This is a genomic window from Flavobacterium sediminis (assembly GCF_003148385.1).
Taxonomy (GTDB): domain Bacteria; phylum Bacteroidota; class Bacteroidia; order Flavobacteriales; family Flavobacteriaceae; genus Flavobacterium; species Flavobacterium sediminis.
Genome location: NZ_CP029463.1, coordinates 2,530,114 through 2,546,828, shown reverse-complemented (window position 1 = coordinate 2,546,828; position 16,715 = coordinate 2,530,114). Strand labels below are relative to the sequence as shown.

Annotated in this window: 15 protein-coding genes, 2 tRNA genes and 1 pseudogene; 8 read left to right on the top strand and 10 right to left on the bottom strand. The window is 36.5% G+C overall.

Going from position 1 to position 16,715, the window contains the following annotated elements; genetic code table 11:
- Window positions 1-2 precede the first annotated feature (2 nt).
- Both DI487_RS11735 and DI487_RS11730 read left to right on the top strand, forming a co-directional pair.
- Window positions 3-773 (top strand): peptidylprolyl isomerase, encoded by a 771-nt coding sequence (locus DI487_RS11735; protein WP_109569818.1) that lies wholly within the window; start codon window positions 3-5, stop codon window positions 771-773.
- Between the two features lie 29 nt (window positions 774-802).
- Window positions 803-1,168 (top strand): FKBP-type peptidyl-prolyl cis-trans isomerase, encoded by a 366-nt coding sequence (locus DI487_RS11730; protein ID WP_170108205.1) that lies wholly within the window; start codon window positions 803-805, stop codon window positions 1,166-1,168.
- A 52-nt stretch (window positions 1,169-1,220) separates the two neighbouring features.
- Here DI487_RS11730 and DI487_RS11725 read toward each other — a convergent pair whose 3' ends face one another.
- The 6 genes and pseudogenes from DI487_RS11725 to proS all read right to left on the bottom strand — a co-directional run bounded on the left by DI487_RS11725 (window position 1,221) and on the right by proS (window position 5,796).
- Window positions 1,221-1,658: a hypothetical protein gene (locus DI487_RS11725; protein WP_109569816.1), complete on the bottom strand. Its 438-nt coding sequence runs from the start codon at window positions 1,656-1,658 to the stop codon at window positions 1,221-1,223.
- Between the two features lie 74 nt (window positions 1,659-1,732).
- Entirely contained in the window at window positions 1,733-3,532 is a 1,800-nt protein-coding gene (gene typA, locus DI487_RS11720) for a translational GTPase TypA (RefSeq protein WP_109569815.1), read from the bottom strand.
- 147 nt (window positions 3,533-3,679) lie between these two features.
- Complete coding sequence (rpsT, locus tag DI487_RS11715; protein ID WP_109569814.1) at window positions 3,680-3,931, bottom strand: 30S ribosomal protein S20; 252 nt, start codon at window positions 3,929-3,931, stop codon at window positions 3,680-3,682.
- 155 nt (window positions 3,932-4,086) lie between these two features.
- Window positions 4,087-4,158 (bottom strand) — tRNA-Glu (locus tag DI487_RS11710).
- Between the two features lie 14 nt (window positions 4,159-4,172).
- Window positions 4,173-4,244 (bottom strand) — tRNA-Glu (locus DI487_RS11705).
- 77 nt (window positions 4,245-4,321) lie between these two features.
- A pseudogene (proS, locus tag DI487_RS11700) lies at window positions 4,322-5,796 on the bottom strand (proline--tRNA ligase).
- A gap of 100 nt (window positions 5,797-5,896) precedes the next feature.
- Here proS and DI487_RS11695 point away from each other — a divergent pair.
- The 6 genes from DI487_RS11695 (at window position 5,897) to DI487_RS11670 (ending at window position 10,800) form a co-directional block, all read left to right on the top strand.
- On the top strand, window positions 5,897-6,262 hold the full coding sequence (locus tag DI487_RS11695; protein WP_109569813.1) for a hypothetical protein: 366 nt from the start codon (window positions 5,897-5,899) through the stop codon (window positions 6,260-6,262).
- Entirely contained in the window at window positions 6,238-6,873 is a 636-nt protein-coding gene (locus DI487_RS11690; RefSeq protein ID WP_109569812.1) for a hypothetical protein, read from the top strand. The genes DI487_RS11695 and DI487_RS11690 overlap by 25 nt, the downstream gene beginning before the upstream one ends.
- A gap of 22 nt (window positions 6,874-6,895) precedes the next feature.
- Complete coding sequence (locus DI487_RS11685; protein ID WP_109569811.1) at window positions 6,896-8,383, top strand: OmpP1/FadL family transporter; 1,488 nt, start codon at window positions 6,896-6,898, stop codon at window positions 8,381-8,383.
- Window positions 8,384-8,534: 151 nt separating this feature from the next.
- Window positions 8,535-9,854, top strand: coding sequence for a 30S ribosomal protein S12 methylthiotransferase RimO (gene rimO / locus DI487_RS11680; protein WP_109569810.1), 1,320 nt, complete (start codon window positions 8,535-8,537; stop codon window positions 9,852-9,854).
- Between the two features lie 129 nt (window positions 9,855-9,983).
- The gene (locus DI487_RS11675) at window positions 9,984-10,220 is read left to right on the top strand and encodes a YdcH family protein (RefSeq protein WP_109569809.1); all 237 of its coding nucleotides are present in this window, start codon (window positions 9,984-9,986) and stop codon (window positions 10,218-10,220) included.
- Between the two features lie 103 nt (window positions 10,221-10,323).
- Window positions 10,324-10,800 carry a GyrI-like domain-containing protein gene (locus DI487_RS11670; RefSeq protein WP_109569808.1) on the top strand — a complete coding sequence of 159 codons (477 nt, stop codon included), beginning with the start codon at window positions 10,324-10,326 and terminating at the stop codon, window positions 10,798-10,800.
- Here the strand turns inward: DI487_RS11670 and DI487_RS11665 are convergent.
- From DI487_RS11665 to accC, 4 genes are all read right to left on the bottom strand, one after another.
- Window positions 10,797-11,888, bottom strand: a complete 1,092-nt coding sequence (locus tag DI487_RS11665; protein ID WP_109569807.1) for a C40 family peptidase — start codon at window positions 11,886-11,888, stop codon at window positions 10,797-10,799. The two genes, DI487_RS11670 and DI487_RS11665, sit on opposite strands and share 4 nt — an antisense overlap.
- A 129-nt stretch (window positions 11,889-12,017) precedes the next feature.
- A complete protein-coding gene (locus tag DI487_RS11660; RefSeq protein ID WP_109569806.1) occupies window positions 12,018-13,436 on the bottom strand; it encodes an MBL fold metallo-hydrolase in 1,419 nt (472 codons plus the stop codon).
- Between the two features lie 182 nt (window positions 13,437-13,618).
- Window positions 13,619-15,160 (bottom strand): acyl-CoA carboxylase subunit beta, encoded by a 1,542-nt coding sequence (locus tag DI487_RS11655; RefSeq protein WP_109569805.1) that lies wholly within the window; start codon window positions 15,158-15,160, stop codon window positions 13,619-13,621.
- A gap of 87 nt (window positions 15,161-15,247) precedes the next feature.
- Window positions 15,248-16,687, bottom strand: a complete 1,440-nt coding sequence (gene accC / locus DI487_RS11650; RefSeq protein WP_109569804.1) for an acetyl-CoA carboxylase biotin carboxylase subunit — start codon at window positions 16,685-16,687, stop codon at window positions 15,248-15,250.
- Window positions 16,688-16,715 lie beyond the last annotated feature (28 nt).

Genomic DNA, 16,715 nt, shown 5'->3' with positions numbered 1-16,715 from the left:
AAATGAGAATTACAAAACACTTTACCATTTACTTCTTATTGCTGACGTCATTATTGATAGCACAAAATAAAGAAGAGGGATTATTTGCTGAAATTAAAACGAATCAAGGAACTATCTTACTATCATTAGATTTCAAGAAAACACCTGTCACAGTTGCTAACTTTGTTAGTTTAGCTGAAGGAAAAAATGATTTTGTAGACGAAAAATTAAAAGGAAAACCTTTTTATGACGGACTAAAATTTCATCGTGTTATTGCTAACTTTATGATTCAGGGTGGTGATCCGGATGGAACCGGTGCCGGCGGTCCCGGTTACAATTTTACAGATGAAATTACCGATCTGACTCATGAAGGTCCCGGAATTTTATCCATGGCAAATGCCGGTGCAAATACAAACGGAAGTCAGTTTTTTATTACTCACAAGGAAACACCTTGGCTTGATGGAAAACACACCGTTTTCGGACATGTAGTAGAAGGACAAGATGTTGTTGATAAGATCAAACAAGGAGATGTGATTGAGAAAATCACAATTATCAAAAAAGGTAAAGAAGCTAAAAAATTCAAAGCCGAAAAAGTATTCAAGGCTTATATGAAAGATAAAGAAGCTGAAGACAAAAGAATTGCAGCTCTTAATGACAAAAGCAGAGAGAATTTTGCTAAAGTACAGGAAGAGAAAAGAAAAAAACAAGTAGCACTAGAGGAACAAAGAAAAAAGAACAAGAAGCTAAGATCAGTGCCATTTGTACAGAAAAATCGGTTTACTTCGCTCATCTAAAAGAAAAAGCTACCCAAACTGATTCAGGTTTGTTGTATGTAATTACTCAAAAAGGAACAAACCAAAAACCGGAACCGGGAACTAGTGTAAAAGTTGCCTATTCTGGCTTTTTTAACGATGGAAAACTTTTTGATTCCAGTAATCCTGAAGTAGCAAAACTTTTCGGAAGATACGATCTAAGAAGAGAACAAAGCGGTAATTACGGACCTATCGAATCTACGATCGGTCAACATCGTTTTATTGCCGGATTTGCTGAAGGTGTAGATTTGTTACATTACGGAGAAAAAGCAACTCTTTTTATTCCTTCTAAACTGGCTTACGGTGAAAAAGGTGCCGGTGGTGGCCTTATTCCGCCAAATACAGATTTAGTTTTTGAAATTGAATTAGTAAAATAAATTCATAAAAAAAGCTCTGAAATTTTCAGAGCTTTTTTTATTTATAAGCTTGCTAAGCTTTAAATTTCCAGTCAAATTCATCCTTTTGCGTAAATACTGCTCCTATTTCAATTGTAACCAACACTCCGTAATCAAAATGCAGAAAAACCCAGTTTTCTTCATTGAAAAGCATCGTAACCCCGTCATTCACTTCCGTTTCCCATTGGGTAATCTTATTCGCTTTTAATACTTGTAAAACCTCTTCCCGGCTTTTACCCATTACCTTTTCTCCGAACAATACTGCCTCCGGATTTGAAATGGTAATATATCCCAAACGAAAACCTTCTTCTTCATAAAATGTCAACCGGGATTTCAGATCGTTATACCCTAAAATAACATTTTGTTCCTCATCTTTATATTGAAAATCAGCTTTTCCGTAAAGTGTTTCAACATGATTTTGCTTCATCCCGAAAAGCAATTCATCAAATCCGAATTTTAATTTTATCTCCATATTTTCTAAAATAAAAAACCACGAATCAAACAAAGTTTACAAATTCGTGGTTTCTATAGTAATTTCTAAAATTCTTAATCTATTTTGTATCTTTTACGATCATTTTCATTCAAGTAAATCTTTCTTAAACGAAGTGATTTTGGTGTAACTTCAACATATTCATCTTTTTGGATGTATTCCAAAGCTTCTTCCAATGAAAATTTGATCGCAGGAACAATTCTTGCTTTATCATCAGCACCGGATGAACGAACGTTAGTCAATTTTTTCGTTTTAGTTACATTCACCACCATATCGTCACCACGTGAATTTTCACCGATTACTTGTCCTTCGTAAATATCTTCATTAGGATCAACAAAGAACTTACCTCTTTCCTGTAATTTATCAATAGAGTAAGGAATAGCTTTTCCGTTCTCCATTGAAATTAAAGAACCACTTAAACGTCCCGGTATTTCTCCTTTAAACGGTTGATACTCAATAAAACGGTGTGTCATAATAGCTTCACCGGCAGTAGCTGTTAACAATTGATTACGTAAACCTATAATACCACGAGAAGGAATGTTGAACTTAATCACCATACGATCTCCTTTTGGTTCCATACTTAACATTTCGCCTTTACGAACTGTTACAAACTCTACTGCTCTACCTGATACATTCTCTGGCAAATCTACTGTTAACTCTTCAACCGGTTCGCATTTTACACCATCAATCTCTTTGATGATAACTTGCGGCTGGCCGATTTGCAATTCATATCCCTCACGACGCATTGTTTCAATCAATACAGATAAGTGCAATACCCCACGACCGAAAACCATAAATTTATCTGCCGAATCCGTTTCATGAACTCTCAATGCTAAGTTTTTCTCTAATTCTTTGTTTAAACGTTCTTTAATATGACGAGAAGTAACAAACTTACCTTCTTTTCCAAAGAACGGAGAATCATTGATTGTAAATAACATACTCATTGTAGGCTCGTCGATAGCAATAGTTTGCAATGCTTCCGGATTTTCATAATCAGCAACGGTATCACCGATCTCAAATCCTTCTAATCCTACAAGGGCACAAATGTCACCTGCTACTACTTTTTCTACTTTCTTACGCCCCAGACCTTCAAAAGTATGTAATTCTTTAATTTTTGATTTAATTATTTTACCGTCACGTTTTACCAAAGAAACATTTTGTCCTTCTTTCAATTCTCCTCTTTGCAAACGACCGATTGCGATACGACCTGTAAAAGATGAGAAATCCAAGGATGTAATCAATAACTGAGGCGTTCCTTCTGAAACTTTCGGTTCCGGAATATGCTCCAATACCATATCCAATAAAGGCTCAATATTTTCTGTTTGATTTTTCCAGTCTTCCGACATCCAGTTATTTTTAGCCGAACCGTAAACTGTCGGGAAATCTAACTGCCATTCTTCCGCGCCTAATTCAAACATCAGGTCAAAAACTTTTTCGTGTACTTCTTCCGGTGTACAGTTCTCTTTGTCTACTTTGTTGATCACAACACAAGGTTTCAAACCAAGACTGATTGCTTTTTGCAACACGAAACGTGTTTGCGGCATAGGCCCTTCAAAAGCATCTACTAAAAGTAATACCCCATCAGCCATGTTCAATACACGTTCTACTTCTCCTCCGAAATCGGCGTGGCCCGGAGTATCAATGATATTGATTTTTGTTCCCTTATAATTTACTGAAACGTTTTTAGAAACAATTGTAATTCCCCTTTCTCTTTCAAGGTCATTGTTATCTAATATTAACTCACCTGTACTTTCGTTATCTCTAAACAATTGACAGTGATACATGATTTTGTCAACCAAGGTTGTTTTGCCGTGGTCAACGTGTGCTATAATTGCAATATTTCTAATCGGAGTCATGCGATAAATTTTTCAAGGTGCAAAAGTACGCTTTATTTTTGGATAAAACACTATGTAGTAATCCAGTAAATTACAAATAACATAAAAATAATGTATAAAAAAAGCCTTCCGAAAGGAAGGCTTCAAGTTTAATAGTAATTTTATTTCTTACAAAGCAGTAACATGTTTTGTCAATTTAGATTTTAAATTAGCTGCTTTATTTACATGAATAATGTTTTTCTTAGCTAATTTATCAATCATAGAAATTACACTTGGTAATTTAGCAGTAGCCTCAGCTTTATCAGTAGCTAAACGGATTGCTTTGATAGCATTACGTGTAGTTTTATGCTGATATCTGTTTAAAACTCTTTTTTTCTCGTTACTTCTAATTCTTTTTAGAGCTGACTTATGATTTGCCATTTTAATTCTTTTTAATTGTAATAATTATTATAAACTACTAGTTAAAAAAGAAAAACCTCCCACAATTGAAGAACAATCACTTTGGTTTTAACTAATAAAACAAAAATCAGAGACACTTGACTTTTATTTTATAAAACTTATTTACAACTAATTTGTAGCCCGTAGGGGAATCGAACCCCTCTTACCAGGATGAAAACCTGGCGTCCTAACCGATAGACGAACGGGCCTGAGATGAACTTTGTAGTCCGTAGGGGAATCGAACCCCTGTTACCAGGATGAAAACCTGGCGTCCTAACCCCTAGACGAACGGACCATTATTCTCATTGCGGTTGCAAAGATACATCTAATTTTTATTCCTGCAAGACCTCAAAGAAAATTTTTCAAAAAAAATTAATATGCCTTTGCAAAAAGCACTCTCCCTTTTGACGGAGCCCCTGTATAAACACAAGTTCCGGCTTCCTCCACTCTATCCAGAGCGATACAACGAATCGTAGCCTTTGTTAATTCTTTAATCTTTTCTTCTGTTTCCGTAGTACCATCCCAATGTGCTGATACAAAACCTCCTTTGTTCTCTAAAACCTCCTTAAATTCTTCAAAAGAATTTACTTCAGTAATATGAGTATCTCTGTAATTTAATGCTTTTGTAAACAAGTTTTCCTGGATCTCTTCCAACAAATTTTGGATATACGATGCAATTCCTTCTTTAGAGACAGTTTCTTTTGACAAAGTATCTCTTCTGGCTACTTCATAAGTTCCGTTCTCTAAATCTTTAGGTCCTATTGCTAAACGTACCGGAACACCTTTCAATTCATACTCTGCAAATTTAAAGCCCGGACGTTGAGTATCTCTGTCGTCATATTTAGCCGAAATACCTAACTTACGTAATTCTTTAACTAATTCATTTACCTGGTTCGAAATCGACTCCAACTGTTCATCATTTTTATGGATCGGAACGATAACTACTTGGATCGGAGCTAAATTCGGAGGTAAAACCAATCCGTTATCATCAGAATGGGTCATTACCAAAGCCCCATTAAACGAGTAGAAACTCCCCATGAGGTTGCCCATACAAAATCTTGTTTCCCTTCTTTATTCACAAATTTTACATCAAAAGCTTTGGCAAAATTTTGTCCTAAGAAATGTGACGTTCCTGCCTGAAGTGCTTTTCCATCTTGCATTAAGGCCTCGATACAATATGTTTCTACAGCTCCTGCAAAACGCTCATTAGCCGTTTTAACGCCTTTCACTACAGGAATAGCCATAAAATTCTCCGCAAAATCAGCATACACATTCATCATTTGCTCTGCTTCCGCTATAGCTTCTCTTTCCGTAGCATGTGCCGTATGCCCTTCTTGCCATAAGAACTCTGCTGTTCGTAAAAACAAACGAGTACGCATTTCCCAACGCACTACATTAGCCCATTGGTTTACCAAAATAGGTAAATCTCTATAAGATTGAATCCATTTTCTATAGGTATCCCAGATGATTGTCTCTGAAGTAGGACGAACGATCAATTCTTCTTCTAATTTAGCCTCAGGATCCACCTCAATCGATTTTCCGTCCTCACCTGTTTTCAAACGATAATGCGTTACAACAGCGCATTCTTTTGCAAATCCGTCTACATGACTGGCTTCTTTACTAAAATAAGATTTGGGTATAAACAACGGGAAATAAGCATTTTGATGCCCGGTTTCCTTAAACATTCTATCTAATTCTGATTGCATTTTTTCCCAGATAGCATATCCGTAAGGTTTAATAACCATACAACCTCTTACTCCTGAGTTTTCAGCCAAATCTGCCTTAACCACTAACTCATTGTACCACTTTGAGTAATCTTCCGCTCTTGTTGTTAAATTTTTGCTCATTATTATTTTTTTGGCATAAAAGTTGTTTAACTAAATCTTAAGTAAATTATTCGACAAAACTAACTAAATTTGTAATGTCCGACAATAAAAAAAACGCGTTATGAAAACTAAACTACATTTTTCCAGCAAAATCCAAATGATCTTTTCACTTGGAGCATTAGCTGTTTTTGTCGTTTCATGCGGTTCCTACCAAAATTCATCCTATTATGATAACGATGCAATTTACGGAAATGATGAACCCAGACAAGAGACAGTACAGTATAATGATTCGGAAGCAGATCAAAACGGTGAAGCTTATGCTCAAAAATTCCGTTTCATGCAAGATGAATATCAGCAACAATACGATTACTTCACTGATGTTGACCAATACTCTTCTCAAGAGAATGACACAGTTGTAACGGTTTACAAAAATAACTACAATGATTCTAATCAATACGCCGGTTGGGGAGCAATGACCATGATGTAACTATAAATTATTACAACAACGGATGGTATGGTTGGAACAGTTGGTATTACCCTTATTACGGCGGATGGTACGGCGGTTACTACAATCCTAGTTGGTACTGGGGTTGGAATTCATGGTACGGACCTAGCTGGGGTGTAAGTTGGGGTTGGAATTCATGGTATGGTCCAGGATGGTATGGCGGTGGTTATTACCCATATTATGGCTATGGCTATGGTTATCCTTACTATTATGGAGGATATTATCATAGAAACGTTGTTTACAACAGCGGTCCTAGAGGTGGTAGTAATTATTATTATGGCAACGGCGGTCGCTACAGCACTGGTCGTAATGTTAACCTAAACAGAAGTTCAGGAAGCAGAAATACTTATTCAACCAGTAATTCTCGTTCCAGAAACACTTACAGCAATAGTCGAACCAATACCAATTCGACCCGAAATAATTATTCTACTCCTACAAGAAGTTCCAGCACTCGCAGCACCAACTACTCTACTCCGAGAAGTTCAAGCGGAAGTTATGGCGGTAGCAGATCCAGCGGAGGCTTCGGAGGCAGTCGTTCCAGCGGCGGTTTTAGTGGTGGTGGACGTTCTGGTGGCGGAGGACGTGGTCGTTAATTTAATTTTGAAAGTATAGGCTATGAAAAAAATATTATTATCATCCATTTTTTTATTGGGTTTATTCAGTCATGCCCAAGAAATAAGACAAGAAGACGGATTGCGATATGCGATACAAGATTTAACAGGAACAGCTCGTTTCAGAGCTATGAGTGGGGCTTTCGGTGCCGTAGGCGGTGATCTATCTGCTCTTAATGTAAATCCAGCGGGAAGTGCTGTTTTTAATAACAACTATGCCAGTTTTTCAGCTAGTAATTACAATACCAGCAATAAATCCAACTATTTTGGCTTAAGTACAAAAGAAAACAACTCCACCCTTGATATTAATCAGGCAGGAGCGGTTTTAGTTTTTAAAAATACAGATAACGCCAGTGACTGGAAAAAGTTTTCAATAGGGTTAAATTATGAAAACACCCATGATTTTGACAATGAAATCTTTATCGCCGGAACAAATCCTAACAACTCTATTTCTAATTATTTTTTAAATTATGCACAAGGAATTCCTGAATCCACTTTATCCAATTCAAATTATTACGATCTGAATTTTGGTGGGCAACAAGCTTTCCTTGGTTATCAAACGTATTTGTTCGATCCTACTTCTGCCGGAGCTAATACTTACACAAGTAATGTTCCTCCCGGAAGTTATTACCAGGAAAATTATATTACGACTAGCGGTTTTAACGGTAAAGTAACCGGAAACTTTGCTACTTCTTATAAAGACCGTTTATTCATCGGGTTAAACTTAAATGCTCACTTCACAGATTATGTAAGAACAACTAATCTATATGAAAGTAATAACAATAACCCTAATTTAGGAGTTCAGGCTATTTACTTTGATAATGAAGTATATACTTATGGAACCGGATTTTCCTTTAACTTAGGAGCTATTGTAAAAGTAACAGACGCTTTAAGAGTTGGTGCTGCTTATGAATCGCCAACTTGGTACAGACTGCGAGATGAGTTAACACAATCTATAGATGCTTTTTCTAATGATGGTTCTACAACCTACCACGATTACTATTATCCGAATATCACGAACATTTATCCGGTTTATAAAGTACAAACACCCAGTAAATGGACAGGTAGTGCCGCTTATATTTTTGGACAAAAAGGACTAATCAGTGCTGATGTTTCTTATAAAGACTACAGTAGTATTGAGTTTAAACCGAAAAATGAAGATGTATACCAAAATCTGAATATGGCTAACAGTAACTTATTAACAGACGCTATTGAAGTTCGTGTAGGTGGTGAATATAAATTCAAACAATGGAGTTTCAGAGCCGGTTATCGTTTTGAAGAAAGCCCGTATAAAGTAGATTATGCTATGGGAGATCTAACAGGATATACCGGAGGACTTGGCTATAGTTTCGGGGAAAGCAGAATAGACCTGGCTTATTCCAATGCTCATAGAAATTACAATCAATATTTAATTTCTTCAGGGATGAACGATACAGCCCGAATAAGAACTACACAAAACAATGTTACACTAACATATTCGATCAACTTTTAATAAGACAAAACAAGATACACTTTAAACCCGACAGCAATTTACCTGTCGGGTTTCTTTTTTAGAAAAGATTAGCTTGCTTTTCAGTTTTTTACGTAATTTTGCACCCGCTCAATTCTTTCGGTTTAACAGAGCGAAACTAATTTTTAATTCTATGAGAACCAAATCATTAAAGAAAAATAAAATCAATGTAGTTACATTAGGCTGTTCCAAAAACGTTTACGATAGCGAAGTTTTAATGGGACAATTGAAAGCTAATGGTAAAGAAGTTACACATGAAGCAACAAATGACGAAGGGAATATCATTGTAATCAATACTTGTGGTTTTATTGACAATGCAAAGGAAGAATCGGTTAATATGATCTTAGAATATGCCGATAAAAAAGAACAAGGTTTGGTTGACAAAGTGTTTGTTACCGGATGTTTGTCAGAACGTTACAAACCCGATTTAGAAAAAGAAATTCCAAATGTGGATCAATTTTTCGGAACAACGGAACTACCACTATTATTAAAAGCACTCGGAGCTGACTATAAACATGAATTAATCGGAGAACGCTTAACCACTACTCCTAAAAATTATGCTTATCTGAAAATTTCTGAGGGTTGTGACAGACCTTGTAGTTTTTGTGCTATTCCTTTAATGCGAGGAAAACACGTTTCTACTCCGATTGAAAAATTAGTTATAGAAGCTGAAAAATTAGCAAAGAACGGAGTCAAAGAATTGATCTTAATCGCTCAGGATTTAACATATTACGGTTTAGACCTATACAAAAAAAGAAATCTTGCCGAACTTTTAGAGGCTTTAGTTAAAGTAGATGGTATTGAATGGATTCGTTTGCATTATGCCTTTCCTACCGGTTTTCCTATGGATGTCTTAGAGCTCATGAAACGCGAACCTAAGATCTGTAATTACTTAGATATTCCTTTACAGCATATTTCAGACAATATTTTGAAATCAATGCGTCGTGGAACTACCTACGAAAAAACAACTAATTTGTTAAAAGAGTTTCGAAAAGCTGTTCCGGGAATGGCCATTCGTACAACCTTGATCGTTGGCTATCCGGGTGAAACTGAAGAAGATTTTGAAATTTTGAAGAACTGGGTTCAGGAAATGCGTTTTGAACGCTTAGGCTGCTTTACCTATTCGCATGAAGAAAATACCCACGCCTATCTATTAGAAGATAATGTACCTGAAGACATAAAACGTGAGCGCGCTAATGAGATCATGGATATTCAGGCGCAAATTTCATGGGAATTGAATCAGGAAAAGATCGGTCAAACGTTTCGTTGTGTAATTGACCGTAAAGAAGGACAATATTTTATAGGCCGAACAGAATTTGACAGTCCGGATGTGGATAATGAAGTTTTGGTTGATGCTTCCAAATTTTATTTAAAAACCGGTGATTTCATTGACCTTACAATCATTGATGCTACGGAATTTGACCTTTATGCCGAACCGACAACCTTGAATTAAATAAAAAAGCTGATATATTTTTAGAAAATCCTTGCCAAAAAGCAAGGATTTTTTTTGATACATGATAAATATCATATCTTATATTGATCGTTACACTTACTTTTGACCTAAACAAATCGTAACCCGAATATGATTACCAAACATAATTTATCAGATGAATTCCCTGAATTTTCAGAAAGGATAACGTCTTTAAAAGCAACGAATGCCCACTTTAAAAAATTATTTGAAACCTATGATGAATTAGAGCAATCTATTTATCGCATTGAAACTGATACTGAGCCAACTTCAGACAACGTGTTAAATAATTTAAGAATTGAGCGGGTTAGCTTAAAAGACGAAATTTATCAGTTTATAATAAGACATTAGTTCTTTTTCATAAGATTAGCTTTATTAGTTAATCCATAGTTTTCAATCCGAAATCCTCATCATTTTTGGTGAGGATTTTTTATTTTTGAAAAAAATTAAACCTATGTTTTTACGAATCGAAACAACAAAAGCTAAAAAATTAATCGGTTTTTCAACCACCACCTCTTTAGCTGAGGATAAAACAGCAACTATCTGGAAACAATTAATGCCCAGACTAAAGGAAATTCACAATGCTGTTTCTGCCGATTTATTCTCTTTACAGGTTTATGATTTCAAAACTCTGCAGGAATTCACTCCTTTTACTGAGTTTACCAAATATGCTTTAGTAGAAGTTAAAGATTTTGATCGGGTTCCGGAAGGTTTTAAGACTTTTGAACTTCCTGAAGGCGATTATGCTGTTTTTCTACACAAAGGAACACATGCCGATTTTGTAAAGACTTCTCAATATATCTTTGGCGAATGGATACCAGAAAACGGTTACACCGTAGATGACAGGCCACACTTTGAAGTTTTGGGTGATCTGTATAAAAATGACCATCCGGAAAGCCAGGAAGAAGTATGGATTCCGATTAAACGTTAGTTCAGTACCCTGCTGATCTGTGCAAACCTCTTTTTATAATATGCCTCACTTAAAGACGAAATGGTAACACCGCTTGACGTAGATGAATGAATAAATTTTATATCGTGATCCGTTACTTCCGTAATCATTCCTACATGACTGATCCGGCTTTTACTGGTAGTATAGAAAAAAATAAGATCTCCTTTTTGCGCTTCAGTTTTATCTACTTTAAAACCATATCGAGCCATTTCGTAAGAAGAACGTGGTAATTCCATATCAACTTCTCTAAAAGTAGTACACATTAATCCCGAGCAGTCAAAACCTGCTGTTGTGGTACCTCCGCTACGATAACGTACCCCTAAATATTCCGATGCCTTGGAGATCAGAATAGTTGCCTTATCTGAAACCTCTGCCTCATTCCCGGTTTCTGAAACAATATCCTCTTTTTCTTCAGGCACTACTGCAATCTCTTCAATTGTTGTAGAAATGGATGGTTCTCCCCTTTTAATAATTAAATGATAGCCTATTGGTAAATTGCGTTTTACCTCCGGATTCAACTTTTTTAATTCCTTAACTGAGGTATGGTACTTTTTAGCAATTCGGTATAGTGTTTCTTTTGGTTTTACTTCATGGATCAAATCCTGATCGTCCTCCTCCTCATTTGAATCCAGGATCTCTACAACAGAATTATTCGATGTACCGGTTTCTTCATCAGCTATTACATACTGATCTGATTTGAGTTTTACAACGTCTCCTATTTTCAGATCCTCTGCTTTTAAATCAGGATTATACAACTGTAAATCAGATACTTTTAATTGGTATTTTCGGGCTATGCTATAAAAAGAATCTCCTTTAGCAATTGTATGTGTCTGCGGAACAACCAAAACAGAAGACTGATCCTCTTTTACCGGTATAGTCAATACCTTTCCTATGGCTAATGGCTTCTCTTTTATAGAAGGATTAGCATCAAAAATATCTTTTTCTTTGACCTTGTATTTTTTTGCTATCCCATAGACTGTCTCCCCGTAACTAACCTTGTGTTTTAGTTCTTGGGCACAGATCAACTGAATGCTGACCAACAAACATACTACTACAAATAGCCTTTTCATTGTTTAAGAATTGAAGTGGCAAGGTAATAAATAAATTTCCACAAAAACAACCGTCATTAAGTTTTAAAAGAATCCGGCCCGAAATTCTTTAGAATCTTCGGGCCAAAACTCCTTCTATCAACAACCCAATTATAATAATGTAGTAGGACATACATATTCCGAACACGGAATAGTTGTCCTCTCTGCAATTTCTTTAAAACCTCCGATTACGTCGACAAAATTAGTAAAGCCGTTTTGACGTAAAATAGATGCCGCAATCATACTACGATATCCGCCGGCACAGAAAAGGATAACGAATTTATCTTTCGGAAATTGATCCAATGATTGATACAATCGGTTCAAAGGAATATTAATTGAACCTTCCACATGCTCTGCATCATATTCACTTTTCTTTCTGATATCTATTAAAACAGAATCAACTGAAGTCATCATTTCCTGCATTTCTTCTGCCGAAATACGAGATTGTTCACTAACCGGTTTTCCTTCTTTACGCCATTGTTCTATCCCTCCTTTTAAATACCCGATGGTATGGTCATATCCTACTCTAGATAAACGGATCATACATTCTTCTTCCCTTCCTGAATCGGTCACTAATACAATTTTCTGATTAATATCTGAAATCATTTCGCCGACCCACATGGCAAAACTCCCATCGATTCCGATATTTAAGCTTTTAGCAATAAAAGCAGCGGAAAAATCAGAAGCATTTCTCGTGTCTAAGATCAGTGTATCTTCTTGTTGGATCACTTTTTCAAATTCAGTTACCGACAATGGTGTTTTAGCACGTTTTAAAACCTCATCTAAAGATTCGTATCCTTTAAGGTTCATCACCACATTTTTAGGAAAATATCCCGGTGGCATTACCAATCCATTCAATAATTCATTTACGAATTCATCTTCTGTCATATCCGGACGAAGGGCATAATTCGTTTTCTTTTGGTTCCCTAAAGTATCGGTAGTTTCCTTGCTCATTTTTTTACCACAAGCACTTCCTGCACCATGATTAGGATATACTATGAGATCATCTGCCAAAGGCATAATTTTTTCGCGTAACGAATGGTATAACATTCGTGCTAATTTATCCTGAGTCAGATCTGCAATAACATGTTGGGCTAAATCCGGACGACCTACATCGCCAATAAACAAAGTATCACCGGAAATAATCCCATGTTCTTTCCCTGTTTCATCAATTAATAAATAAGTCGTACTTTCTAATGTGTGTCCGGGAGTATGAATTGCCTTGATTTGGCACTTACCCAATTGAAAAACCTCACCATCAGAGGCAATATGTGCTTCAAATCCCGGTTTGGCCGTTGGCCCGTAGACAATAGTTGCACCGGTTTTATGGGCTAAGTCTAAATGTCCCGAAACAAAGTCAGCATGAAAATGCGTCTCAAAAACATATTTAATTTTTGCGTTATCTTTTGCAGCTTTATCGATATAAGGTTGCACTTCACGTAAAGGGTCAAAAATTGCTACTTCTCCGTTGCTTTCTACATAATACGCAGCATGTGCAATACAGCCGGTGTAAATTTGTTCTACCTTCATACTTTTACATCAATTTTGTCTTTGCAAGATAATTCGGTTTTATAGGACAAAAAATGATAAATATCAGGCATAAAAAAACTGCCTCAAAAAAGAGTTATTTCTTTTGAAATTCTATTCTTTAAAAAATTAAAGCTCTTAGAAAATCGGTTTGAAATGACAAATTTTGAGACAGTCTTTATAGATTACAACGGAATGTTTCCGTGTTTTCTTTTTGGTGTGTCTACCACTTTATTTTCTAAAATACTGAATGCTTTTAGTAATTTTCTACGCGTTTGATTCGGTAAAATTACCTCATCAATAAATCCGCGTTTAGCTGCACTATACGGATTAGCAAATAACTCAGCATATTCTGCTTCTTTTTCTGCTAATTTCGCTACCGGATCAGCCGCTTCGCTAATTTCTTTTTTGAAAATAATCTCTGAAGCACCTTTTGCTCCCATCACCGCAATTTCGGCTGTTGGCCAAGCAAAGTTAAAATCAGCACCAATGTGTTTTGAGTTCATTACGTCATAAGCTCCACCATAGGCTTTACGCGTAATTACGGTGACTCTTGGTACAGTAGCTTCACTAAATGCATATAATAACTTGGCTCCGTGCGTAATAATTCCGTTCCACTCCTGATCTGTTCCCGGTAAGAATCCCGGAACGTCTTCTAACACTAATAACGGAATGTTGAACGCATCACAAAAACGCACAAAACGCGCTCCTTTGATCGAACTATTTACATCTAAGCATCCGGCTAAAACCATAGGCTGATTGGCAACAACTCCTATACTTCTTCCGCCTAAACGTGCAAAACCTACAATGATGTTTTCTGCAAAGTTTTTATGCACTTCATTGAAACTGTCTTCATCAATAATCCCTTTGATCACATCGTGCATATCATAGGGTTTATTGGCATTATCCGGAACGATCGTGTCCAATTGTTCACGGATTTCTTCACCTAAGGTATATGGTAATTTAGGTGTTGTTTCTTTATTATTTTGCGGAACGTAACTTAACAAACGTTTGATATCTTCCAAACATTCTACTCCGTTAGGAGAGGTAATATGTGCCACACCCGATTTTGTAGAATGCGTACTTGCTCCTCCTAATTCTTCTGAAGTTACTTCTTCATTGGTTACTGTTTTTACAACATTTGGTCCGGTTACAAACATATAACTGTTGTTTTCCACCATAATGGTAAAATCGGTCATTGCCGGAGAATATACTGCCCCACCGGCACATGGTCCCATAATAGCTGAAATTTGCGGAATTACTCCTGAAGCTTGCACATTTCTATAGAAAATATCAGCATAACCGCCTAATGAGCGAACTCCTTCTTGAATACGTGCTCCACCGGAATCATTTAAACCGATCATTGGTGTTCCTGTTTTTAAAGCCATATCCATTACTTTGCATATCTTTTCAGCATGCGTTTCTGAAAGCGAACCTCCGAAAACTGTAAAATCCTGTGCAAAAACATAAACCGGGCGACCGTTAATTGTTCCGTAACCGGTTACTACACCGTCACCATAATAGGTTTCTTTTTCCATACCGAAATCAGTCGTACGGTGAGTAACTAACATTCCGATTTCTTCAAAAGAGCCTTCGTCTAATAAATAGGTTACACGCTCGCGAGCGGTTAATTTCTTTTTAGCATGTTGGGATGCTATTCTTTTTTCGCCTCCTCCTAATTGGGCTAAGGCTATTTTATCTTGTAATGATTTGATTTTATCTTCCATATTCTTTAAGATGAAAGAAGAAAGAAAAAGAGAAAAGATTTATTTCAAACTTATCACCTATGCTTCTTGCTTCTTGTTCCTTTTTTCTTAATTAGGTAAACGAACTATTTTCTGATCTTCTAAATATTGTTTCAAAGCTACTAATGCCGCTATTTCTGCTTCTTTCTCAGCTTGTACTTTTAATACTTCGCTGTCATAGTATTTTTTAACGAAATTGGTATCAAAATTTCCGCTTCTGAAGGCTTCATGCTCCATAACAAATGTTCCGAACGGCAATGTTGTACTTACTCCTTCTACATGGTACATATCGATTGCCTCTTTCATTCTTTGGATAGCTTCTTCTCGTGTTTTCCCATAAGTAATCAATTTTGACAGCATCGGATCGTAATAAATCGGCACATCCATTCCTTGTTCAAAACCGTTATCTACACGGATACCATCCCCCACCGGAATCTGATAGGTTGACAGATGTCCTACACTTGGCAAGAAATCATTTAACGGGTCTTCCGCATACACTCGCAATTCCATAGCATGCCCTTTAATCTGTAAGTCTTCTTGTTTTACCTGAAGTGCTTCGCCACGAGCTACACGAATTTGCATTTCTACCAAATCCATTCCTGTAATCAATTCCGTTACCGGGTGCTCTACTTGTAAACGTGTGTTCATTTCTAAGAAATAGAAATTTTTATTTTCGTCTAATAAAAACTCAACCGTTCCCGCTCCTAAATAATCACAAGATTGCGCTACTTTAACAGCAGCTTCTCCCATTGCCTTGCGAATTTCCGGTGTCAATACGGATGAAGGGGCTTCTTCCACCACTTTTTGGTGACGACGTTGAATGGAACATTCTCTTTCGAAAAGGTATAAAATATTTCCGTGACTATCTGCCATTATCTGAATTTCGATGTGACGGGGTGAGGTTACAAATTTTTCAATAAATACAGAACCATCCCCGAAAGCTGAAGTGGCTTCTGAAATAGCACGATTCATCTGTGATTCAAATTCGCTTTCTTTTTCTACTACACGCATTCCTTTTCCGCCACCTCCGGCAGAAGCTTTAATCAAGATAGGAAAACCAATTTGTTTCGCTACTTCTTTGGCTTTTGCCACGTCTGTAATAGCTTCATCCAATCCCGGAACCATTGGGATATTGTACTCTTTAACAGCATCTTTAGCTGCTAATTTGCTCCCCATAATATGGATCGCTTTTGATTTAGGTCCGATGAATGTAATGTTATTTTTTTCTGCTAACTCAGCAAAATCGGCATTTTCACTTAAAAATCCGTATCCCGGGTGAATTCCGTCTACATTTAATTCTTTACAAACTTCAATGATCTTATCTCCTCTTAAATACGATTGGTTAGAAGGGGCTTCCCCGATACAAACGGCTTCGTCGGCAAATTTTACGTGAGGTGCATTTCTATCGGCAACAGAATAAACCGCTACAGTTTTAATTCCCATTTTTTTTGCCGTTTTCATAACACGAAGGGCAATTTCCCCTCTATTGGCAACTAATATTTTTTTCATATTCTATTCAGATAAAAGATGTAAGAGT

What these genes read in the sequence shown, in the direction of transcription:
- DI487_RS11735 (WP_109569818.1), top strand. Translation starts at nt 3, where the DNA reads ATGAGAATTACAAAACACTTTACCATTTACTTCTTATTGCTGACGTCA.
- DI487_RS11725 (WP_109569816.1), bottom strand. Translation starts at nt 1,658, where the DNA reads ATGGAGATAAAATTAAAATTCGGATTTGATGAATTGCTTTTCGGGATG.
- typA (WP_109569815.1), bottom strand. Translation starts at nt 3,532, where the DNA reads ATGACTCCGATTAGAAATATTGCAATTATAGCACACGTTGACCACGGC.
- rpsT (WP_109569814.1), bottom strand. Translation starts at nt 3,931, where the DNA reads ATGGCAAATCATAAGTCAGCTCTAAAAAGAATTAGAAGTAACGAGAAA.
- DI487_RS11695 (WP_109569813.1), top strand. Translation starts at nt 5,897, where the DNA reads ATGAAAACTAAACTACATTTTTCCAGCAAAATCCAAATGATCTTTTCA.
- DI487_RS11685 (WP_109569811.1), top strand. Translation starts at nt 6,896, where the DNA reads ATGAAAAAAATATTATTATCATCCATTTTTTTATTGGGTTTATTCAGT.
- rimO (WP_109569810.1), top strand. Translation starts at nt 8,535, where the DNA reads ATGAGAACCAAATCATTAAAGAAAAATAAAATCAATGTAGTTACATTA.
- DI487_RS11675 (WP_109569809.1), top strand. Translation starts at nt 9,984, where the DNA reads ATGATTACCAAACATAATTTATCAGATGAATTCCCTGAATTTTCAGAA.
- DI487_RS11670 (WP_109569808.1), top strand. Translation starts at nt 10,324, where the DNA reads ATGTTTTTACGAATCGAAACAACAAAAGCTAAAAAATTAATCGGTTTT.
- DI487_RS11665 (WP_109569807.1), bottom strand. Translation starts at nt 11,888, where the DNA reads ATGAAAAGGCTATTTGTAGTAGTATGTTTGTTGGTCAGCATTCAGTTG.
- DI487_RS11660 (WP_109569806.1), bottom strand. Translation starts at nt 13,436, where the DNA reads ATGAAGGTAGAACAAATTTACACCGGCTGTATTGCACATGCTGCGTAT.
- DI487_RS11655 (WP_109569805.1), bottom strand. Translation starts at nt 15,160, where the DNA reads ATGGAAGATAAAATCAAATCATTACAAGATAAAATAGCCTTAGCCCAA.
- accC (WP_109569804.1), bottom strand. Translation starts at nt 16,687, where the DNA reads ATGAAAAAAATATTAGTTGCCAATAGAGGGGAAATTGCCCTTCGTGTT.